The sequence below is a fragment of the Clostridium boliviensis genome, assembly GCF_033342255.1.
GTDB lineage: Bacteria > Bacillota > Clostridia > Lachnospirales > Lachnospiraceae > Lacrimispora > Lacrimispora boliviensis.
Window position 1 is genome coordinate 277,427 of sequence record NZ_JAWONS010000216.1, and the last position, 21,499, is coordinate 298,925.

A 21,499-nucleotide genomic window follows, 5' to 3' on the forward strand; every position below is an offset into this window, starting at 1 on the left:
CCTCACTTTATGATTGGAATTTATAAACGTTTTCCGTACATGTTGTCGAAATAATTCTGATATTCTCCGTTTATAATATGTTTCCACCAGTCTTCATGCTCCAGATACCACTGAATAGTCTGGCGGATGCCGGTGTCAAAATTATATTTTGGCTTCCAGCCAAGCTCTGTTTCCAGCTTCTTCGGATCAATCGCGTAACGTCTGTCATGACCCGGACGGTCTGTTACATACTTGATTAAGCTTTCCGGTTTGTTCAGTTCCTTTAAGATGGTCTTTACGACATCTAAATTGGTCCGCTCATTGTGTCCGCCTACATTATATACTTCTCCCTCTCTCCCCTTGTGAATGATCAAATCAATCGCTTCACAGTGATCAGATACATGGAGCCAGTCTCTTACATTCTCTCCGGTTCCGTATACAGGAAGCTCCTCATCCGCCAAAGCACGGCTGATGATAAGCGGAATCAGCTTCTCTGGAAAATGATACGGTCCGTAGTTATTGGAACATCTGGATATGGTAACAGGAAGCCCAAAGGTTCTCTGGTATGCCAGGACGAACAGGTCAGCACTTGCTTTTGATGAAGAATAAGGGCTTGATGTATGAAGCGGAGTCTCTTCTGTAAAGAATAAATCCGGGCGGTCAAGTGGTAAATCGCCGTATACCTCATCCGTGGAAACCTGATGATACCGCTTGATTCCATAGGTACGGCATGCATCAAGCAGTGTGGTGGTACCCATAACATTGGTTCTTACAAAGCTTTCAGGATCTGTAATGGAACGGTCCACGTGGCTTTCTGCTGCAAAATTCACCACTACATCAGGTTTCTCTTTTTCGAATAACTCAAAAATAAAGGCTCTGTCAGCGATATCACCCTTGATAAAGCGGTAATTGGGTTTGTCTTCCACAGGCTTTAAAGTCTCTAAATTACCTGCATAGGTTAAAAGGTCCAGATTTATAATCTCATAGTCCGGGTATTTATTTACCATATGATGTACGAAGTTTCCGCCGATAAATCCGGCTCCTCCGGTAACGATAATTTTCATTGATTTACTCCTTTACTTATCGATATATTTTCCTGCAAGCACATCCATCAGATACTGGCCGTACTGGTTCTTCTTTAACGGTTCAATACTTTTCTCCAGCTGGTCTTTTGTGATCCAGTGGTTTAAATAGGCGATCTCTTCCAGACAGGCAAGCTTTCTGTGCTGGTGGGTTTCCATCGTCCGTACGAAATCAGTGGCATCAACCAAGGATTCATGTGTTCCTGTATCAAGCCAGGTAAAGCCCTGACCCAGAAGCTCCACATCCAGCTTTCCTTCTTCTAAATAAATGCGGTTTAAATCCGTAATCTCCAGTTCCCCGCGGGCAGAAGGCTGTAAGTTCTTTGCATATTCCACAACCTTATTATCGTAGAAGTAAAGACCGGTCACACAGTAATTACTCTTGGGCGCAGACGGCTTCTCTTCAATGGAAACAGCCTTTCCTTCAGAATCAAACTCCACAATTCCAAAGCGTTCCGGATCATCCACATAGTAACCGAAAACAGTCGCTCCATCCTTCTTATTTGCAGCATGAAGAAGACGTTTTGTAAGACCATGGCCTGCAAAGATGTTATCTCCTAGAATCATGGCAACGTTGTCGTCTCCGATAAATTCTTCTCCAATGACAAATGCCTGGGCAAGACCATCAGGAGAAGGCTGTACTGCATAGGATAACTGGATTCCAAACTGCGTACCATTCCCCAAAAGCTCCTCAAACCGCGGCGTATCGTCGGGAGTGGATATAATCAGAATATCCCGGATCCCTGCATTCATCAATACAGACAGCGGATAGTAAATCATAGGTTTATCATAGATGGGCAGTAACTGTTTGGACGTTACCATGGTCAGTGGATACAGCCTGGTGCCGGACCCCCCGGCAAGTATAATTCCCTTCATTGTTTGTTTCCTCCATATTTATTCATACTGCTATCATAAAGGGTGACGTAAGGTCACGGTCAAGACTTTTTCTATTACGTTTTTCTTATTTTGTACAAATAAATACACCTGCACTCTTGGTAATATGAATAAATCCCTTCTTTTCCATCTTCTTTTCTAAGTATTCACGAAACTCCTCATACCGGTCACTTAAAAACTCCTGCTGATTTCCATGACAGGATAAAATATATTCCATCAGAGCACCTGCATCACTGACTTCCAGATGATCCTTGTATATTTCTTTTCTTACGGATTTAAAATGTTGTTCTAAAATCTCTTCTCCATTCTCCAGACCAAATACATCATAAAGGTTTACTTCAGAGAGAGAGATTCTGGAGTCAAATTCCAGCACAAGCTGCCGGATCTCCTTCATATGCTCCCTGCCGTAAGTGCTGCAGTAAAAAACTCCTCCCTTTTTTAAGACCCTGTAAACCTGAGTCAGTACAGCATCCAGATTGGTCAAATAAAACAACACATGATTGGCAGCTGCAGCATCAAAGCTCTCCTGCGGCTTATTTATATGACGGCAGTCCAGAACTTCAAAGGCAATCTGCCCCGGGACCTGTTTTAAATTTTCCTGGGCATCCCGAACCATTCCCTTAGAAACATCTGTCAGGCAAAGCGTAGTATCAGACGGTATCCGGCCCTTATTTACATGCCACAGCTCACCGTTTCCGCACCCCAGCTCCAGAATGCGTTTTCCATTCATCGGTTCCATCTGCTTAAAAAGCCACTGAAACCAGCCCTCCGGATTGGTTGCGTATTTTTTATGAAGCCCGATCCGTATACTTACATTGGCTGCATCCTTGTACTGCTCCACCAGAGTCTTTTCCATATTTGTAATATGGATCAGGTGAAGGATTTTATTCCAGTCTACGGACTGATGATCAGCCACCAGCTTTGAGGTCTCTGTTAATGTCTGCTCTACCAACTTTAAATGCTCGATTCGTTTCCGGATCAAATTCAGCTGAAGCTTGATTGACTCTCCAACATAATCATGATCCTTATCATTAATTGTAATAGAACGAATTTCATCAAGAGAAAAACCGAGATATTTAAGAGAAAGTATTTTCTGCAGCTTTGCAAAATCAGAATCCGTATAAAGCCGGTATCCGCCAGCACTCATGCCCGCAGGCTTTAACAGCCCCTGTTTATCATAATATCGGATCGTCCGAATGGAAACACTGGCTTTCTTTGCAAATTCACCTGAAGTATAGTACCCCTCTATATGGCTCATATCTTCTTCCTTTCTCTTTTCTGCCTGTCTTACAATATAATCTGGTAGTTTTCTATATCCAGAATTTGTCCAAATTTTTTCCCAACTTCACGAATTGTTCCACAATGAATAAATCCCAGCTGTTCATGAAGCTTCACACTGGCCTCATTGCCTCCTGTAATGACGGAAATCACCGTATGTATATCTTCTCTTTCCCTTGCCATGTCAAGAATGACTTTTGCCAGTTTACCTGCAATCCCTTTTCTCCGGTAATCCTTGTCAATGTAAATGGACAATTCCACTGTTTCTTTATAAGCTTCTTTCGGGCGGTACGGAGAAAGGCTGGCATAGCCTACTGCTTTTCCATCTTCCTCCGCTACGATCAGGGGATGATTTGATACATTGTGTTCCCGAAACCAGACCATGCGCTCCTCCATGGATTTTGGAGTAAAATCAAAAGTAGCAAGCCCATGCTCTACCTCGTAATTGTAAATATTCAAAAGCTGCGGCATATCTTTTTCTTTAGCAGTCCTGATGTTCATTTCCATTCCTCCTGAGTCAGTCAATATTCGTTATTTATGTATCATACAACAAACTACTGCCCTCGTCCAATACAAATTGTTAAAAAATACACCTTCTCTATTCCCGATTTTTTCAGCACACGGGTACATGCTTCTACCGTACTTCCTGTCGTATAGATATCATCAATTAAAATCACATTTTTAAGTTCCGGAATCAGATTTCCCGGCAGAAAAGCCTCCTCCAGATTTTTCAGACGTTCTATAGGATTCAGCGCTTTCTGCGGCATGGTTTTCTTGTTTCGTACCAGAAGCTCCGGAAAAACAGGAATTTTAAGATTTGTCTCAATTCTACGCGCAAGAAGCTCTGCCTGGTTGAATCCTCTCTCCCTTCTTCTTGAAGGGTGAACTGGTACCGGAACCAGACCATCGGCCCCCATACGCCTGATGATCTTCTCATAACGCAGACTTATGGCATCTCCGTAAAAATCCAGATATTCCCGTTTGTTTTTGTATTTTATCTTAGCTATAGAGTTTCTGGCATATTCATCATAGTTAACCAGAGCTCTGCCAAATTCATAACTTCGTTTGTGTTTCATGCAGTCAAAGCAGTATTCTATATCGCTGCTTAAGACTTCCTTACCGCATTTTTTGCATACAGGATCTTTTACAAAAGAGAGGTTTTTGATACAATCCGGGCAGATCAGTCTGCCCTTTGGTACGACGATGCCGTCGCAGACCGGGCACCTTCTGGGAAACAGAAAGTCAATAAAAAAAGAGGATTGCATAAGAATTGATACTCCTTTAAAGATTTGTCAGACAGGCAGACGGATAGAATTACCATCTGCCCAAAGAATTTAAGGCAGCTTGTTTATTTCACAGATACGTTCCTTTAAACCAGAGTATCTGCGCTGCTCCATTTCGTTATTTACCATATCCTGAAATGTACCTGGCATTCCCACCAGGCAGACACAGGTTTTTGCGCGTGTAACCGCTGTATAAATCAAATTTCTCGTCATCAGCATTCTTGGTCCTGGGAAAACAGGGATTACCACTGCCGGATACTCACTTCCCTGAGATTTATGAATCGTTATGGCATAAGCCAGTTCCAGTTCCTCCAGCTGTTTGTAGCTGTATTCCACCAGACGTCCTTCATCAAATTCCACAGTCACAAGCTCCGCAAACGAATTCATCTCACGAATGGTACCAATGTCCCCATTATAGATTCCAGTTCCCTTTTCCACCGGAATCCCGTACTTGTTTCTGACTTCCCAATCCATATTATAGTTATTCTTGATCTGCATCACCTTATCGCCGGTCCGGTAGATCACTCCTGCTGACTCCCGCTCCTGTTTTGATTCAGACGGGGGATTTAAATACTCCTGAAGAATGCTGTTCAACCGCTCCACTCCCATGGCCCCTTTTCTCATAGGCGTCATAATCTGAATATCATAGGGATCTGCCTTCACATATGCGGGAAGCTTACTCTGTACCAATGTAATCATGGCATTGATGATGGCATTAGGCTCATCCCTTCTGATAAACAAAAAGTCGTCGCTCTTTTTGCCGAGAGGAACTGCTTCCCCCCGGTTAATCATATGGGCATTGACCACGATATCGCTCTGGGTTGCCTGCCGGAAGATCTTCGTCAGCAACACTACATTAAAGCATTGGGAATCAATTAAATCTCTCAGTACATTGCCGGGGCCCACGCTTGGAAGCTGATTTACATCACCAACCAGTATCAGTCTTGTCCCAGGGTTAATTGCCTTTAACAGAGACTGCATGAGATGAATATCCACCATGGAGGTCTCATCAATGATTACAGCATCGGCATCCAGGGGATTCTCTTCATTCCGTTCAAAATGCATGGAAACAGAACGTTCGTCTCCAGGAACGCCGGTCAGTTCCAACAGACGGTGTATGGTCCGCGCTTCATAGCCTGTTGCTTCCGTCATACGCTTGGCTGCTCTGCCAGTAGGAGCTGCCAGCAATATCTCCATTTCCTCGCTTTCAAAAAAGCGGATGATGGTATTAATGGTAGTAGTCTTTCCTGTCCCTGGTCCGCCGGTGATGATTAAAAGTCCGCTGTTTACGGCCTCTACGACTGCCATTACCTGCTTTTCATCCAGTTCAATCTGCTCTTTATCCTGCATCTTTATAAGCCTGGTTCTGATCTCTTCCTCAGGCATGGTTCCCCTGATATTCAGATCATGGAGCATCTTTGCAACGTTTAATTCCATATAATAATACTGGGCTGCATAAACGGTCCGTTTTCCTTCGGTTTCACGGATAATCAGGCGCTTGTCTAACTGCATATCCATCAGGTGTTTATCGATGGATTCCTGATCCACCTTTAGAAGCTCAGAGGCAGAGCAAAGAAGTTCCTCTTCCGGCAGATAGGTATGACCGTTGGTGGTTGCCTGCAACAGGGTATAAAGGACTCCGCTTTTGATACGAAAATCTGAATCTGTAAAAATCCCTGCTTTTCTGGCAATCTCATCCGCCATTTTAAAACCGACTCCGGATATGTCATCTGCCATCTGATAGGGATTTTCCTTGATGATGCTGTACAGTCTGGGACCATATTCCTGATAAATTTTCACTGCCAGATTCATGGAAATACCATATTCCTGAAGAAACATCATGGCCTGGCGCATCTCTTTTTTCTGGTCCACCTGATTGGAGATGGACATGGCAAGCTTTTCGCTGACACCCTTCACCTCGGACAGGCGTTCCGGCTCTTCTTCCATAATCCGGAAGGTATCTGCTTTAAAACGGCGGACAATTCTTGCTGCCAGTGCAGCACCCACACCTTTAATTGCTCCGGATCCCAGGTACCGTTCCATGGCAGCTGTATCCTCGGGGGCTTTGATTTCATAGCTTTCCACTGACAGCTGTTCTCCATAAACCGGATGTTCCGTTAAGATTCCTACCGCTTCGATCCGTTCGCCTTCGCTGATGTAATGAAAATTGCCTACAAGCGTATATTCCCCGCCATCTTCAGAAAGGCTCAGCACCGTATAGCCGTTGTCTTCGTTCCTGTATTTAATTTTTTCTACAAATCCGCAGACTGTTGCCATGTTTCCTCCATAAGTACAAAGAGACTGCCGTTAAATGAACCCTGCCGGGATCTTTTGATACCGCCAGGGCCGTTAAGAGCAGTCTTGTTAATCACCAGGACTCAATACAAACGTTCCCTGATTAAAATTCTTTTTTATTGTTTCCGCCATGAGTAAATTCAATGAATTTACCTGTTCCAATTGCAACTGCAGTCAGGGGATCCTCTGCAATCATAGTTGTAATGCCTGTCTTCTCTTCAATCAGGGCATCCAGACCGCTTAATAAAGAACCGCCTCCTGTTAAGACAATCCCCCGGTCAAATATATCGGCAGCAAGTTCCGGCGGAGTTCTCTCCAGGACGTTATGAACCGCATCCACAATCTGCATCGCCGGTTCTTTTAACGCATCAAGAGTCTCGTCCGAAGTAACTACAATCGTCTTAGGAAGACCTGTAACTAAGTTTCTTCCTCTGACTTCCATAGTCAAAACTTCTGGTCTGCGGTATGCAGCTCCGATATTAATCTTAATCTCTTCCGCTGTTCTTTCACCGATGAGAAGGTTGTGTTTCTTACGCATATAACGGACAAGCGCTTCATCAAAATCATCACCAGCGACCTTAATAGAGGTGCTCACAACCGTACCGCCTAATGATATTACTGCAATATCGGAAGTTCCGCCGCCAATATCCACGATCATGTTACCGCAGGCCTTTGAAATATCGATACCAGCACCAATGGCAGCTGCTACCGGCTCCTCAATGATAGCCACTTCTCTGGCTCCTGCCTGATAGGTTGCATCCTCAACTGCTTTTTTTTCAACTTCAGTGGCTCCGCTTGGAATACAGACACTGATTCTCGGTTTTCTTAATGTTTTCTTTCCTACTGCTTTGTTGATAAAATACTTCAGCATCTTTTCCGTCACCGTGTAATCGGAAATCACACCCTGGCGTAAAGGTCTGACTGCTACAATATTACCGGGAGTTCTTCCAATCATCAGTCTGGCTTCTTCTCCGATTGCCTTAATTTTATTGGTATCACGGTCTATCGCCACAACTGACGGCTCTTTTAAAACCACACCCTTGCCTTTGATATAAACCAGTATGCTCGCTGTTCCCAAATCAATTCCAATGTCATTCGACATCATAATAATTTTCCTCCTGTTCGCTGTATCCTGTTCCCAGGGCTTCCTTTATCTTCAAATTTATGTTAATTAGTAAATGAAGTCATATTTTCCATCTTATTATATACAATAACCCTACGTTTTGAAAGGGTTTTTTTAATTTTTATTTTGTTTATGTTTTTTTAATGTGTGGTACACATTTTCTTCACATTTATATCATATACTGATAATACGTTATCCGAAAGGATGACGGGCCTTTTGTTTCAAGTAACTTACTTGAAATCACAAAGCTTTTTCATACTCATACCGGACGGTGCAAACCGTCCGGCCCCCCTAAAAGACTTTATATCCGTTTCCTGGTGAAGGAGACGGATTTTTTCTATCCAAAAAATGGGACCTGATTCTTGTTCTTCAAGAATTTCAAATCCCATTTTCGACTATCATCAGGATAACTTAAGTGCCCACTCTCTGCAGTCTATCACCTTCGTGGCAAGTCCATCATAAAACTCCGGCTCATGGCAGATTAAAAGAATGCTCCCCTTGTATTCCTTCAGCGCCCTTTTCAGTTCTTCTTTTGCTTCCACATCAAGATGGTTCGTCGGCTCATCTAAAAGCAGAACATTGGTCTCTCTGTTTAACAGCTTGCATAAACGGACCTTCGCCTGCTCACCACCGCTGAGTACCCGCACCTGGCTTTCAATGTGCTTGGTAGTCAGACCGCATTTGGCAAGAGCAGAACGGACCTGATACTGGGTATAGGAAGGGAACTCTTTCCAGATCTCTTCAATACAGGTAGTTGTATTGCCGGGTGCCATCTCCTGTTCAAAATAACCAATGGAAAGATAATCTCCCAGCTCCACGCTGCCATTTAAGGAAGGGATCAGTCCCAGAATACTTTTTAGAAGAGTTGTTTTACCAATTCCGTTGGCTCCTGATAAAACCACCTTTTCCCCTCTTTCCAGGTTCAGATCCAATGGTCTGGATAATGCTTCTTCATATCCGATTACCAGGTCCCTGGTTTCAAAAATAATCTTTCCGGCTGTACGTGCTTCCATAAAATGGAACTCAGGTTTCGGCTTATCCTTAGACAGTTCAATCACTTCCATTTTATCCAGCTTCTTCTGTCTGGACATTGCCATGTTCCTGGTGGATACCCGCGCCTTGTTGCGTGCAACAAAATCCTCCAGCTCTGCAATCTCCTGCTGCTGTCTCTTATACGCGGATTCCAGCTGCGCCCGTTTTACCGCATAAACCTCCTGGAACTTATCATAGTCTCCAACATAGCGGTCCAATGCCTGATTCTCCATATGATAAATAATATTTACCACACTGTTTAAGAACGGGATATCATGGGAAATCAGAATAAATGCATTTTCATATTCCACCAGATAACGTTTCAGCCATTCAATATGCTGAACATCCAGGTAATTGGTAGGCTCGTCCAGAAGAAGAATATCGGGTTTTTCAAGCAGAAGCTTTCCTAACAGAACCTTGGTTCTCTGACCTCCGCTTAATTCGGTCACATCCTTATCAAGTCCCATATCACTTAATCCCAATGCTCTTGCGACTTCCTCCACCTTGGAATCAATTATATAAAAATCATGAGCCATTAAAAGATCCTGAATTGTTCCCAGATCTTCCATCATGGAATTCATGGTCTCTTCATCGGCTTCTCCCATTCTGTCACAAATATCATTCATCTGTTCCTCCATCTGAAACAGAAAAGCGAATGCACTTTTCAAAACGTCGCGGATTGTCATTCCCTTTTCCAAAACAGTGTGCTGGTCCAGATAACCGATACGTACTCTCTTGGCCCACTCAACTTTCCCTTCATCCGGCTGGAGCTTTGCCGTTATGATATTCATAAATGTGGATTTTCCCTCTCCATTGGCACCGATCAGACCGATGTGCTCTCCTTTTAATAACCGGAAGGATACGTCCTGAAAAATGGCGCGGTCTCCGAATCCATGTGTTAAATGTTCTACATTTAATATACTCATTAAAAAAACTCCTTTATCTATGGGGATATTTCGCTTTTGATTCGTGTATTTTATGGTTAGGCACCATTTTACACCTTTTATATTTGGAACAACATAATTCTACATGACAAAAGCTATTAAGGCAAGCAAAAAGCCCACTATTTAGTGAGCCTTCCATGGTTTTCCATGTGCCTGCGCATTTTAGTTGCAAAAAAGGACAAAACCGTATATGATAGATCCAACTGAATACATGAAGAAAGGGATATAAGCATGTTCGTCTATACTTGGTATCAATGGCTGCTGTTTTTTTTCATTTATTGCTTTATCGGCTGGGTAATTGAATCTACTTATGTTTCTGTAAGGAGCCTGCATTTCGTAAACCGTGGATTTTTAAGACTTCCCCTGCTTCCTCTCTACGGAAGCGGCGCAATTCTCATGCTGTTTTTATCTCTTCCAGTGAAAGGCAATCTGATTCTGGTTTTTCTTTCTGGTATGGCAGGTGCATCAGTTCTTGAGTATCTGACCGGTTATATCATGGAACGATTATTTAAAATGAAGTATTGGGACTACAGCAGCAACCCCTTTAATATAAATGGATACGTCTGTCTTGGTACCTCCATTGCCTGGGGCTTTCTTACCATTCTTTTAACAGAAGTGGTTCACCGCCCTCTGGAATGGATTGTTTTGCAGCTAAGTGAGGTCACGTGTATCTTACTTGTAGCAGGAATCGGTATCCTGTTTATTTATGACACCATTCAGTCCACAAAGGCGGCGCTTGATCTTGGCACGGTACTGGAATCCTTAACGAAAATCAGGGCTGAGCTTGAGGAAGTCCAGGTACAGATGGCACTTTTAAAAGCGGAGACCGCCCAGAAAGTTTCCGAATTAAGATCAGAAACCATGCAAAAAGCGGCTAACGTAAAAGAAGAAACCATGGTAAGACTCACATCTTTAAAAACCGAAACTACCAATGCAATCAGGGAATCTGCTTTGGCAGAACGGCTTCAGGCTCTGACTGAAAAGAGAGAAAAATTAAACGGGCGGCTCACATTCTATCGGAAGGGATTACTAAGACGCAACCCTTCCGCCTCCTCCCGTCTGTTTGGAGAAGCACTTCGTGAATTAAAGGAAAATGCAAGAAAATTCAAAAAATAGCAAAAAGAAGGATCTCCCCAAAAGGATTTCCTTCTTTTTATTTTATGAAACCATCTGATCAACCATTGCCATCAAAGCTTTTCCAAGCTTTGCAGATTTCTCTTGTGCATCCTCCATTGTGGTTCCCTTAACACCATAATAGAATTTAATTTTTGGTTCTGTCCCGGAAGGTCTGACGCATAACCACGCATCCTCCTCCAGTTCATAATAAAGCACATCAGAAGACGGCAATCCTGTGGAACCAACCGCTCCTGTTTCCATATTCTTTACTGCATCTGTCTTATAATCTCTTACTGAAAGAACCTTATATCCGCCAAACTCAGAAGGTGTATTCCCCCGCATGGCTTCCATAATTGCCCGTATCTTAGCCTGACCTTCAATCCCCTTTAAACCGATTGAATTGACAGCATCCTTGTAATAGCCATATTTTTCATACGTTGCAACCATGGCGTCCCAAAGACTCATGCCTTTTGACTTATAATACGCAGCAGCCTCACAGAGAGCGGCGGTTGCTGAGATCGCATCTTTATCTCTGGCATAAGTTCCGATCAGACAGCCATAGCTTTCTTCCAGTCCAAACAGATAGGTGCCATATCCGGTAGCCTCTTCCTTTAAGATCTGCTGCCCGATATATTTAAATCCGGTCAGAACCTCAATCAGTTCACATCCGTAGAACTTCGCCACTGCGTCAACCAGATTGGTTGTCACTATGGATTTAACTACCTGACCGTCAGTCGGAATATCACCTCTTTGCTGTCTCTGGCTTAATACATATTCACAAAGCAGGGAGCCGGACATATTGCCGGTGAGGGGGATATATTCTCCGGATTTGTAATCCTTTACGTATACTCCCAGACGATCCGCATCAGGATCGGTTGCCAAAACAAGGTCCGCATCTTTTTCTCTTGCCAGGGAAAGACCCAGTTCAAATGCTTCCTCTGCCTCCGGATTGGGATAACTGACAGTAGGAAAATCCCCATTTGGCAGCTCCTGTTCCGGTACCACATATACATGTGTAAATCCCAGTTCCTTTAAAACCCTTCTGGCCGGAATATTGCCTGTACCATGAAGAGGGGTATAAACGATGGAAAGTTCATCCTTCATCTGATTGATTGCGTCCTGATTCATCACCTGGGCTTTTACCTGGGCAATATAGGCATCATCCACATCAGCACCTATTATCTCATATTTACCTGCTGCAACAGCTTCTTCTCTCGTTATGATCTTAACAGTTGAGATATCCATTATTGCTAAAACTTCAGCGGTAACTCCCTTATCATGAGGAGGGGTAAACTGTGCGCCATCCTCCCAATAAACTTTATAACCGTTATATTCCGGAGGATTATGACTGGCCGTAATATTCAGCCCAGCGATACAGCCCAGCTTTCTCACAGCAAACGAAAGCTCCGGAGTCGGGCGCAGAGATTCAAATTTATATGCTTTGATTCCATTGGCAGCAAGTGTCAGTGCAGCTTCCTCTGCGAATTCCGGAGACATATGTCTGGAGTCATATGCTATGGCTACGCCTTTATTGGCTCCACCTTGTTTTATGATATAATTTGCAAGACCCTGGGTGGCTCTTCTGACCACATAGATATTCATACGGTTGATGCCGGCTCCGATCACACCTCTTAAACCGGCTGTGCCGAATTCCAGATCCTTGTAAAATCGCTCTTTGATCTCGTTATCGTCATCTTTGATCCCTCGGAGTTCTTCTTTCGTTGCCTCATCAAAATACGGATTTGACAGCCATTCTTCATAGATACTCCTGTAATCTTTCATAAGCAAAATGCTCCCTTCTCTCTACTTAATATTATGGTTATTATAAATCATAACAAAGTAAAAGGAAAGCAGATTCCCATTATTTTATTCTTGACAGGAAAAGATTCCGCAAGGGCTGCTGAATCTCCAAATCCCTTAGTTTTTCAATATTTCTGGCCGGTATCCATGCTTTATTTGCATTATAATAAAAGTTAATCTGCTTCCAGTACTTTTCCGGATATAAAAACAGGTAATACAGGCAGGTTTTGTCTGCACATGATAAAGGAAGTATATTTGTATATGTATCAAGCATGGACATGCCCAGCTTTAAATTCCAGTCATGCTTTTCCATAGCTTTTCTCATAAAATGGTAAAGATCCTCCATCTGCATGCCTCTGTGCATCCGGTTAAACTCTACAATTGCTACATCATGGTCACACATCAGAATATGATGCTGGTTTAAATCCCCATGACACAAATACCCCTCCCCAATCCCGCGTTCCTCACAAAAACCTGCAAGTCCTTTGCAGGCTTCCATAGCCTGATCAAAAAATACGTCATAATTACCCATGACACAAAGTTCGAACTCAGACTTACGTCTTTTGCTTCGGATAAAACTGCGGGCCCGAATCAGTTCCCTGTTGTGACGCTCCATCTCCTCAGCCGGCTGCTGCACCAGAATGGATCCTAAATTCCATTCCTCTTTAAACTCTACCTTACGCAACATTTTATGTAATAAAGCAATCCGTTCAATGGCACAAAGCACCTCTTTGCTATCCTTTAAATTACATTCCCGGTCTGCATACCAGCTTTTCACGATCCACCGGGTCCCATCCTCGGCACTGGAGAGAATTTCACCTTCTTTATTTCTGACGTAGCGATCCACCTTCAAATGGCCGGTTTCTTCCAGTTGTAAAAATACCTGATCTTCAAATTCCAGGCGCTTTATGGTTCCTTTATATTCCCTCAGCAGCTTAAGCCCCTGATCTGTTTCACACAGCCAGGCGCCCCGGCCGCGTCGCACATCCAGAATTTCAAGCTCATACTGCGAAAGCACCTCTGTGTATTTCTCGTTCACAACCACCCCTCCAACTCTTAGCTAATCAGCTACTTCTAGGGTATGAAGGGGTGGAAAAAAATATGCAAACTCCCGGGGAAAGTATTCCATACCTGAGCATGTTTTCAAGATCGGGAATTCATATAATTCAGCAGATATTCACGGGTGTTATTTTCCGGTTTTTTTAAAACTTCCGCAAATAACGTTTCTAAGATTTCACCCATTTCAGGGCCTGGTTTTATGCCTGCTTCAATCAGTTCTTTCCCGGTTATTGCCATATCCTTTAATCGAATGCAGTCTCCGTTTCTGATGATTTCCCCGGCATACTGACTGACTGTCTGAAGTTGTTTAAGGTAAGGTCCGGTCAAGAAGACCTTTTGAAATTCCAGAAGCTCATCAAAAAGGGAAGCATTAATCATGCTCATAACCTTTCTGATTTCCGGTTTAGATGCCGAAATTTCTGTCCTCCAGAAGTCCGTTAAGGTTTTGACCCTGTCAATGGTATCATTATCCAGCTTTAGCTCCTTAAGAATAACAGCCGCCTCACTTTGATCTAAAAACCGAAGAAAACCAGTCCAGCGTACATGCTTATTGGAAGGCAGCTGTTTTAATTTTTCCAGCTCATAAAGTCCACTTTCTGCATCGGGAAAATGCACCGAAACATAAGGGGCGATTCCGCTTTCAAATACAGCCCTCATCTGTTCCGGATAATCCGAAAGAAGAAGCTTCGTCAGCTCCACCGCTATCCGTTCCTTGCTGACTTTTTCCATATTAGGGGCGATCACGGAGATTGCTTTGTTCGTATCTTCTTCTATTGCAAAACCCAGCTGTGCACAAAAGCGGATTGCCCGAAGAATTCTTAAAGCATCCTCATGAAACCGGTCCATGGGATTGCCTACGCAGCGGATTATTCCTCCTTGCAGATCCCCGGTACCGCCAAAGACATCCACCAGACCGTCTCTGTCGCTATATGCCATTGCATTTATGGTAAAATCCCGCCGTTTTAAATCTTCCAGAAGATTTGAGGTAAATTCTACAGATGCCGGGTGCCGTCCATCCACATATTCTCCATCAATCCGGTAGGTCGTTACTTCATAGGCTTCATGCTCCATCAGCACAGTAACCGTACCATGCTGAATTCCCGTATCCACGGTTCTTGCAAAAATTTCTTTTACCTGTTCTGGTTTTGCGGAGGTGGTGATATCCCAGTCCTTGGGCTCCCGTCCAAGCAGGCTGTCTCTCACACATCCGCCCACCACATAGGCTTCAAATCCATGGGTATTCAGTTGTTTTATGATTGTTCCTGCTGCTTCCGGTACCTGAATCGTAATCACTGCATTTCCTCCTGCATTATATACTACCTGTTTAATAAGCTCTGCCCCAGTAAACCATTTTAACTGCCGGCTTACCACAGCAAATGCAGGTATCCGACAGATGTTCCTGCTTAAATGGCATACATCTGGATGTCGCGCCTGTGACTTCCTTGATCTTATCCTCACATTCCTGGCAGCCGCACCACATTGCCTTTACAAAGCCTGGCTTTTCTTCTACAGTCTTAACAAAGGTTTCCATATCCACGGCCTCATAGGTGTGAGCATCCCGGTGTGCACGGGCACGTTCAAGCATGTCGTGCTGAATGGAGCTTAAAAGCTCTCCCACTTTTTCATTTAATTCATCTAAGGACACCATTAATTTTTCATGAGTATCACGGCGTACAAGAACTGCTTGATTCTCAGCGATATCTCTAGGCCCGATCTCAACACGCACAGGAATTCCCCTCATCTCGGATTCGCTGAACTTCCAGCCCGGACTCTTATCAGAATCATCAACTTTTACCTTATAATTAGAAAGAACCTTCTTTAATTCATAAGCTTTTTCAAGAACACCTTCCTTCTGCTGCTGAACAGGAACGATCATCACCTGAACCGGAGCAATTCTTGGAGGAAGAACAAGACCGTTATCATCACCATGTACCATAACCAGACCACCAATCAGTCTGGTGCTTAATCCCCATGAAGTCTGATGAACATACTGAAGTTTATTTTCCTTATCTGAATACTGAATCTCAAACGCCTCTGCAAATCCGCTTCCGAAATTATGGCTGGTTCCGGACTGAAGTGCTTTACCATCATGCATCAGTGCTTCAATAGTATAAGTAGCCTCTGCACCGGCAAATTTCTCCTTATCTGTTTTCTGACCACGGATAACAGGCATCGCAAGTACTTCTTCGCAAAAATCCGCATATAAATTAAGCATCATTTCTGTTCTTTCCTCTGCTTCTTCTGCAGTGGCATGAGCCGTATGGCCTTCCTGCCATAAGAACTCTCTGGAACGAAGAAATGGTCTGGTTGTTTTTTCCCATCTTACAACGGAGCACCACTGGTTATATACCTTGGGAAGATCCCGGTAAGACTGAATTTCTCTGGAGTAAAAATCGCAGAACAGAGTCTCTGATGTGGGTCTGACACAAAGTCTTTCCTGCAAAGGCTCAAGTCCTCCATGAGTCACCCATGCCACTTCCGGAGCGAATCCCTCCACATGGTCTTTTTCTTTCTCTAACAAGCTTTCCGGAATGAACATAGGCATATAGACATTTTCCACACCTGTCTCTTTAAATCTGGAATCCAGCTCCTTCTGAATGTTCTCCCAAATCGCATAGCCTGCCGGTTTTATAACCATACAGCCTTTTACACTGGAGTAATCGATTAATTCTGCTTTCTTAACTATATCTGTGTACCACTGTGCGAAATCAACATCCATAGATGTGATCGCTTCTACTAATTTCTTGTCCTTCGCCATGAAAAACTCTCCTTTCATTATATATGCCCACGCTTTCTGGGCATAGAGGGATACCCGTAGGGTATTTCATTATATATGCCCACGCTTTCTGGGCATATAGGGATACAAAAAGAGCCATCCGATCCCCAGAAAAGGGACCGAACAGCTCGGCGGTGCCACCCAATTTAGCCGCTGCATTCTGCGGCTCACTTTTAATCCGATAACGCCGGATACACGCCGCAGTTTTCTGCGGGACTCTGAGGCAGGTTGGGTCGTGAGGGGTATAAAGGCTTTTCAGCTAAGGGCCTTCTCTCTGAGATACATCATGACTTAATAATCCTCTTCAACGTCTTATTTGTTATTAATTTTACAGATTGTATGCTTGATTTTACGTTATTTATAAATGTTTGTCAAGAGGAGGATTATGTATTTTCCCAGACATTTCCTATATAATGATCTATCCGTATGTATTACTTTTCACTTCAGTGTTTTACTTCCTCCTGAATGATCCGCAATGTATGCTCTCTAACCGTGTCACGAAGCCGCTGTGTCGTTTCAAAATGTCCGCAAACCTCATTACCATAAGTCATATTCAGCTCATATTCCAATGGAAGCCACGTTCCGGGTCCCGCTTCATTATGTTGGATTAACGTTTCAGTCTTATCAAGAGCCTTTACCAGGATAGCTTCCTCCGTATTTAAGTCTGCCATTTCCTCAAACAGTACAGAATATTCCTGTGCCAGAGAATCCGGCAGATTTTTTAACAGCGTCTCAATGGCTCCGGCCTCTGTCTCCTCATCTGCCTCTGTTTTCAGAAACGCCGGAATATCACCGGTAATGGCCTCCCCCCAGTCATGAATCAGGCACATACGGATAACCTTATTCATATCAAGCCCTGGAAAATCATCAGCCAGCAGCATTGCCAGCACAGCCAGACGCCAGCTGTGCTCTGCCACACTTTCCTGTCTTCCGTTTGTGGTCCAGTTATGACGGGTATTACATTTTAATTTTTCCATAATTCCCAGAAAATTAATTAGTGTATCAGGATTCATCATGCCTTTCCCCCTTCCTCTTTCTTTGGACTATTATAACATGATCCCTCATAAAGCTCTACGATATCTTCAATAAGCAGCAGGCCAATAGGACCTAAGATAAAGCCCAGTATTCCGAAAAGCTGCAGGCCCACATACATGGCAACCAGGGTTTCTAAAGGAGTCAGACCCACTTTTCCTCCCATTATTTTCGCTTCCATCATCTCTCTTATAAAATAGCAGATTACATAAATTATAATAAGGCCTATTCCTGAAAGCCAGTTTTTTTCAATCAATGAAATCAGTGCCCAGGGAATCAAAACAGTTCCTGTACCGAATATGGGCATTGCATCCAGTAACCCGATTACAATTCCCAGCAGAATAAAATAAGGATTTCCAAGTAAAAACAATCCTATTGAGCAGATTACCATTGTAAACAGCATAATGGTTGCCTGAGTCCTCAGCCAGGCACTTCCTACTGTCATAAGACGGTTTCCCAGCATTGCATATTCATAGCAGAACATGGAATTATCCCGTCGGCTTCGGATATCATCCATTTCCTGCAGAGATAACACAGTGGCAATCAGCAAGATAACCACGATAACGGTAAATTGGATGGCCCGCTTTAATATAGTCATGGAATTTGACATTAAAAACGGCATTGCCCTGCTTTTAACAGCGGCCTCTCCGCCAGTTATAATATCACTGACCACATCTACCATATAACCATCCGGAAGCTTTAAAAACCGCTCTACAAATGAACAGTTATCCATCATCCAGCTGTTCATTCCATCTAAGATCTGCGGTAGATTTTTTAACAGCAGCCTGGCTTCCATAAAAAGCTTTCTGCCTCCGAAATAAAGAATTACTCCCAGCACAATCATAAAAAGAAGAATTTCAACTCCGCCGATGAGGGCAAGCGGTATGGAAATCACTTTTTTTTTATAAGTAAACCTGGTTTTTCTCTCGACCCAAAGTGCGGAGGGGCGTAGGGACAGCGCAAACACATATGCAATCAAAAAGGGAATCACAAGAGGCAGCAAAAATCGAAAGCTTAAATAAACTGCCCCTGTAACTCCCAATATTAAAATTGTTTTCTTCAGTTTCCTGCTCGGTTTCTCCATGGACTCACCTGTTTCTGATTTGTACTTCTTTTGTACATTGTCTATTATAAGTCATACGCAGAAATATATTCAGAAACCTGACTAGCAAAAAATTCCTTTTAAAAAACATCACCAAACGAAAAATGACTGAATATCCCATTTTGCGGTTTTATGGAAAAACTCATACTCTTTTTTGTTAACGGATGGGTAAAGGTAAGACCGGAAGCAAACAATGCCACATGCTCCTTTGATAAAAAGCCCTGAAATTCAGGATTATACTTGCGGTCTCCCCATAAGGGAGTTCCATGACCTGCCATCTGTACGCGAATCTGGTGATGCCGACCGGTTTTCAGCCGGATCTTAAGAAGACTAAGCTCTTTTCCATCCAAAACCCTGTAATCCACAACCCAGTAATCCAGTTCTGCAGGTTTTGCACCTTTTATCCCCTTTTCCACAATTTTCGAGCAATTATTTTTTCCGTCTTTCCACAAATAATCCACGTAAGTGGCAAAGTTTTCCACAGGTTTTCCACAAACAACAGCATAATAAATTTTTTCCATCTGATGTCCGGAAACTTGTCTGCTTAAAGCCTCAGCCATTGATTGTGATTTTGCATAGACCATTACGCCCCCAACTGGCTTATCCAGTCTGTGGATAACTCCTACATATGGCTGCTCTTTCTTTGTGGATATATTGTTGATATGTTTTTTAATTTCACTGACCATGTCCGGTTCAAATGACTTAGCGGTCTGTGACTCCATTCCTGCCGGCTTTTCCACAACCAGAATGTCCTTATCTTCAAATAATATATTAAGCTTCATCTGACTGCTGCCCCTCGTTCTCCCACTGGTTCATCATTGCCTTCACAGAACGGCTCATTTCTCTGCTGAAGTCACTGTTCCATTTCCGGCTGCAAAAAGCCTTGATCCAGCGCTCAAAATCCTCTCCTCTGTCTGTAACTCTGTTTAATTCGCTTTGAAATTCTTCTGTATTAAGCCGTCGGTAAATATTTTCAAAAACTACCGCTTCCGGCCGTAATCTTGAAGGCTTTACCCTTTCTATCTGCTGCTGGACAGGATAGCCGAACACAACCATCGCAGCAGGCACAGCATACCTCGGAAGTGAGAACAATTCCCTGTGGGTCTCATACTGCTCTAAAATGTCTCCGATATAGCAGGAACCGATCCCCAGGGATTGTGCTGCGACCACCGCATTCTGAGCAGCTATTAAGGCATCATCTGCTGCCAGCATGAAGTCTCCCATTCCTGGTGCTCTGACCATATCCTCATATTTACAGAACAGGTCGTACCATTTCTGGTAATCAGCCACAAATACCAGTACCATAGGTGCCTGCGCTATAAACGGCTGATTATCACAGGTGACAGATAATTTCTTTTTTAATTCCGGATCAGTTACATCTATAATGGAATACAGTGTCATATTTCCTGCTGTCGGTGCCTGCAGGGCTGCCTCAATAATCGCCGCCTTTTTTTCCTGCTCAATCTTCTGTTCTTTATAAACACGGACAGACTTTCTCTCCATCAATTCCTTCATTGTTTGATTCATTGGACGTTATCCTCTCTTATATAACATTTGCTGCATTGATTATATTTCATACTCCCAATAATATCAATGAAGTTTTTTACTTTGAATATCAAAAAATGCTTGCATTATACTCCGCAAACATGTATAGTATATAAAAAGATGTCACATAGTTATGAATACTACATCACACGTTTTTTCTTATGCAAGGAGGTTTTATTATGAACATAAAGATTAAAGATCCGGTCAGTGCAGGAACTCATTTCATAGCCATGTTACTGGCTTTGATTGCAGCAACTCCCCTGCTTATAAAAGCTTCTGCAGATGGTGAGCTCCATTTTGTATCCCTGGCGGTATTCAGTATCAGTATGGTTTTACTTTACGCTGCAAGCACCATCTACCATACTCTTGATATCTCTCCAAAAATCAATAAGTTATTAAAGAAATTTGATCATATGATGATATTTATCCTGATTGCAGGAACTTATACACCTGTCTGTTTAATTGTCCTGGGTGACAAAACCGGTATAGGACTGCTTGCTCTTGTCTGGGGAATCGCCATATCCGGCATTGTTATAAAAGGCTTCTTCGTAATGTGCCCCAGGTGGTTTTCCTCTGTACTGTATATTGCCATGGGCTGGGTTTGTATCCTGGCGTTACGTAAAATCATCTTAGCACTGCCTCCTGCTGCATTTATGTGGCTTCTGGCAGGCGGACTGATTTATACTATCGGTGGTATTATCTATGCACTTAAAATTCCTCTGTTTCATTTTAGGAAGAACAGCTTCGGCAATCATGAGCTTTTCCATTTGTTTGTCATGGGAGGCAGTCTCTGCCACTATATCCTCATGTATCAATTTGTTGCATAAAATCAAATTAAAAGACTGACTGGACATTTATTCTGCTCCCCGTCAGTCTTTTTCATCCTTACAACCGGATTCCTTAATAAGAAACAGCTTGTCCTTTCTGGAAAGCTTCTTAATCTGCACTTCACGGCGCATAGCCTCTTCTTTAGTAGGATATGATTCATAATAAACCAGCTCTACTGGTCTTCTTGCCTTCGTGTATTTGGCACCTTTTCCCTGATTATGGGCTGCTATTCTTTTTTCCAAATGGTTTGTCCAGCCACAGTAAAGTGTATTATCTGCGCATTTTAATAAATAAGTAAAATTCATTTTTCTACTCCAATTTGTAAGTGATG

19 protein-coding genes and 1 other annotated feature are annotated in these 21,499 nt (G+C 43.1%); of the genes, 2 read left to right on the plus strand and 17 right to left on the minus strand.

The window, feature by feature from the left end; genetic code table 11:
• Nucleotides 1-20: 20 nt before the first annotated feature.
• From rfbB to RZO55_RS13985, 8 genes are all read right to left on the minus strand, one after another.
• Nucleotides 21-1,043, minus strand: coding sequence for a dTDP-glucose 4,6-dehydratase (gene rfbB, locus RZO55_RS13950; protein ID WP_318064875.1), 1,023 nt, complete (start codon nt 1,041-1,043; stop codon nt 21-23).
• A gap of 12 nt (nt 1,044-1,055) precedes the next feature.
• Nucleotides 1,056-1,937 carry a glucose-1-phosphate thymidylyltransferase RfbA gene (gene rfbA / locus RZO55_RS13955; RefSeq protein WP_318064876.1) on the minus strand — a complete coding sequence of 294 codons (882 nt, stop codon included), beginning with the start codon at nt 1,935-1,937 and terminating at the stop codon, nt 1,056-1,058.
• An 85-nt stretch (nt 1,938-2,022) separates the two neighbouring features.
• Nucleotides 2,023-3,213, minus strand: a complete 1,191-nt coding sequence (locus tag RZO55_RS13960; RefSeq protein WP_318064877.1) for a MerR family transcriptional regulator — start codon at nt 3,211-3,213, stop codon at nt 2,023-2,025.
• Nucleotides 3,214-3,242: 29 nt separating this feature from the next.
• Nucleotides 3,243-3,734, minus strand: a complete 492-nt coding sequence (locus tag RZO55_RS13965; protein WP_318064878.1) for a GNAT family N-acetyltransferase — start codon at nt 3,732-3,734, stop codon at nt 3,243-3,245.
• 53 nt (nt 3,735-3,787) lie between these two features.
• On the minus strand, nt 3,788-4,498 hold the full coding sequence (locus RZO55_RS13970) for a ComF family protein (protein WP_318064879.1): 711 nt from the start codon (nt 4,496-4,498) through the stop codon (nt 3,788-3,790).
• A gap of 69 nt (nt 4,499-4,567) precedes the next feature.
• Nucleotides 4,568-6,793 carry an SF1B family DNA helicase RecD2 gene (gene recD2 / locus RZO55_RS13975; RefSeq protein ID WP_318064880.1) on the minus strand — a complete coding sequence of 742 codons (2,226 nt, stop codon included), beginning with the start codon at nt 6,791-6,793 and terminating at the stop codon, nt 4,568-4,570.
• Nucleotides 6,794-6,914: 121 nt separating this feature from the next.
• A complete protein-coding gene (locus RZO55_RS13980) occupies nt 6,915-7,916 on the minus strand; it encodes a rod shape-determining protein (RefSeq protein WP_318064881.1) in 1,002 nt (333 codons plus the stop codon).
• Nucleotides 7,917-8,335: 419 nt separating this feature from the next.
• Nucleotides 8,336-9,892, minus strand: a complete 1,557-nt coding sequence (locus RZO55_RS13985; protein ID WP_318064882.1) for an ABC-F family ATP-binding cassette domain-containing protein — start codon at nt 9,890-9,892, stop codon at nt 8,336-8,338.
• A gap of 249 nt (nt 9,893-10,141) precedes the next feature.
• Between RZO55_RS13985 and RZO55_RS13990 the strand changes: the two genes are divergently transcribed.
• Nucleotides 10,142-11,026, plus strand: a complete 885-nt coding sequence (locus tag RZO55_RS13990) for a putative ABC transporter permease (protein ID WP_318064883.1) — start codon at nt 10,142-10,144, stop codon at nt 11,024-11,026.
• Between the two features lie 42 nt (nt 11,027-11,068).
• Here the strand turns inward: RZO55_RS13990 and RZO55_RS13995 are convergent, their stop codons facing one another.
• From RZO55_RS13995 to RZO55_RS14030, 8 genes are all read right to left on the minus strand, one after another.
• Complete coding sequence (locus tag RZO55_RS13995; protein ID WP_318064884.1) at nt 11,069-12,808, minus strand: phospho-sugar mutase; 1,740 nt, start codon at nt 12,806-12,808, stop codon at nt 11,069-11,071.
• 79 nt (nt 12,809-12,887) lie between these two features.
• Nucleotides 12,888-13,865 (minus strand): spore coat protein CotS, encoded by a 978-nt coding sequence (locus tag RZO55_RS14000; RefSeq protein WP_318064885.1) that lies wholly within the window; start codon nt 13,863-13,865, stop codon nt 12,888-12,890.
• 104 nt (nt 13,866-13,969) lie between these two features.
• Nucleotides 13,970-15,178, minus strand: coding sequence for a CCA tRNA nucleotidyltransferase (locus RZO55_RS14005; RefSeq protein WP_336624300.1), 1,209 nt, complete (start codon nt 15,176-15,178; stop codon nt 13,970-13,972).
• 31 nt (nt 15,179-15,209) lie between these two features.
• Nucleotides 15,210-16,643, minus strand: coding sequence for a proline--tRNA ligase (gene proS / locus RZO55_RS14010; RefSeq protein ID WP_318064886.1), 1,434 nt, complete (start codon nt 16,641-16,643; stop codon nt 15,210-15,212).
• A gap of 129 nt (nt 16,644-16,772) precedes the next feature.
• Nucleotides 16,773-16,978 (minus strand) — a binding site (T-box leader).
• A gap of 126 nt (nt 16,979-17,104) precedes the next feature.
• Nucleotides 17,105-17,674 (minus strand): HD domain-containing protein, encoded by a 570-nt coding sequence (locus RZO55_RS14015; RefSeq protein WP_318064912.1) that lies wholly within the window; start codon nt 17,672-17,674, stop codon nt 17,105-17,107.
• The gene (gene ytvI, locus RZO55_RS14020; protein ID WP_318064887.1) at nt 17,674-18,777 is read right to left on the minus strand and encodes a sporulation integral membrane protein YtvI; all 1,104 of its coding nucleotides are present in this window, start codon (nt 18,775-18,777) and stop codon (nt 17,674-17,676) included. Before ytvI ends, RZO55_RS14015 begins: the two co-directional genes overlap by 1 nt.
• A 98-nt stretch (nt 18,778-18,875) precedes the next feature.
• The gene (locus RZO55_RS14025) at nt 18,876-19,577 is read right to left on the minus strand and encodes an RluA family pseudouridine synthase (RefSeq protein WP_318064888.1); all 702 of its coding nucleotides are present in this window, start codon (nt 19,575-19,577) and stop codon (nt 18,876-18,878) included.
• Entirely contained in the window at nt 19,567-20,322 is a 756-nt protein-coding gene (locus tag RZO55_RS14030) for a nitroreductase family protein (protein ID WP_318064889.1), read from the minus strand. The genes RZO55_RS14025 and RZO55_RS14030 overlap by 11 nt, the downstream gene beginning before the upstream one ends.
• A gap of 197 nt (nt 20,323-20,519) precedes the next feature.
• Here RZO55_RS14030 and trhA point away from each other — a divergent pair, with 197 nt between their 5' ends.
• The gene (trhA, locus tag RZO55_RS14035; protein ID WP_318064890.1) at nt 20,520-21,167 is read left to right on the plus strand and encodes a PAQR family membrane homeostasis protein TrhA; all 648 of its coding nucleotides are present in this window, start codon (nt 20,520-20,522) and stop codon (nt 21,165-21,167) included.
• Between the two features lie 42 nt (nt 21,168-21,209).
• Here trhA and RZO55_RS14040 read toward each other — a convergent pair whose 3' ends face one another.
• Nucleotides 21,210-21,473: a GIY-YIG nuclease family protein gene (locus RZO55_RS14040; RefSeq protein ID WP_318064891.1), complete on the minus strand. Its 264-nt coding sequence runs from the start codon at nt 21,471-21,473 to the stop codon at nt 21,210-21,212.
• Nucleotides 21,474-21,499: the final 26 nt, after the last annotated feature.

Coding starts and splice junctions, on each gene's coding strand:
- rfbB (WP_318064875.1), bottom strand. CDS start 1,043: ATGAAAATTATCGTTACCGGAGGAGCCGGATTTATCGGCGGAAACTTC.
- rfbA (WP_318064876.1), bottom strand. CDS start 1,937: ATGAAGGGAATTATACTTGCCGGGGGGTCCGGCACCAGGCTGTATCCA.
- RZO55_RS13960 (WP_318064877.1), bottom strand. CDS start 3,213: ATGAGCCATATAGAGGGGTACTATACTTCAGGTGAATTTGCAAAGAAA.
- RZO55_RS13965 (WP_318064878.1), bottom strand. CDS start 3,734: ATGAACATCAGGACTGCTAAAGAAAAAGATATGCCGCAGCTTTTGAAT.
- RZO55_RS13970 (WP_318064879.1), bottom strand. CDS start 4,498: ATGCAATCCTCTTTTTTTATTGACTTTCTGTTTCCCAGAAGGTGCCCG.
- recD2 (WP_318064880.1), bottom strand. CDS start 6,793: ATGGCAACAGTCTGCGGATTTGTAGAAAAAATTAAATACAGGAACGAA.
- RZO55_RS13980 (WP_318064881.1), bottom strand. CDS start 7,916: ATGATGTCGAATGACATTGGAATTGATTTGGGAACAGCGAGCATACTG.
- RZO55_RS13985 (WP_318064882.1), bottom strand. CDS start 9,892: ATGAGTATATTAAATGTAGAACATTTAACACATGGATTCGGAGACCGC.
- RZO55_RS13990 (WP_318064883.1), top strand. CDS start 10,142: ATGTTCGTCTATACTTGGTATCAATGGCTGCTGTTTTTTTTCATTTAT.
- RZO55_RS13995 (WP_318064884.1), bottom strand. CDS start 12,808: ATGAAAGATTACAGGAGTATCTATGAAGAATGGCTGTCAAATCCGTAT.
- proS (WP_318064886.1), bottom strand. CDS start 16,643: ATGGCGAAGGACAAGAAATTAGTAGAAGCGATCACATCTATGGATGTT.
- RZO55_RS14015 (WP_318064912.1), bottom strand. CDS start 17,674: ATGAATCCTGATACACTAATTAATTTTCTGGGAATTATGGAAAAATTA.
- ytvI (WP_318064887.1), bottom strand. CDS start 18,777: ATGGAGAAACCGAGCAGGAAACTGAAGAAAACAATTTTAATATTGGGA.
- RZO55_RS14025 (WP_318064888.1), bottom strand. CDS start 19,577: ATGAAGCTTAATATATTATTTGAAGATAAGGACATTCTGGTTGTGGAA.
- RZO55_RS14030 (WP_318064889.1), bottom strand. CDS start 20,322: ATGAATCAAACAATGAAGGAATTGATGGAGAGAAAGTCTGTCCGTGTT.
- trhA (WP_318064890.1), top strand. CDS start 20,520: ATGAACATAAAGATTAAAGATCCGGTCAGTGCAGGAACTCATTTCATA.
- RZO55_RS14040 (WP_318064891.1), bottom strand. CDS start 21,473: ATGAATTTTACTTATTTATTAAAATGCGCAGATAATACACTTTACTGT.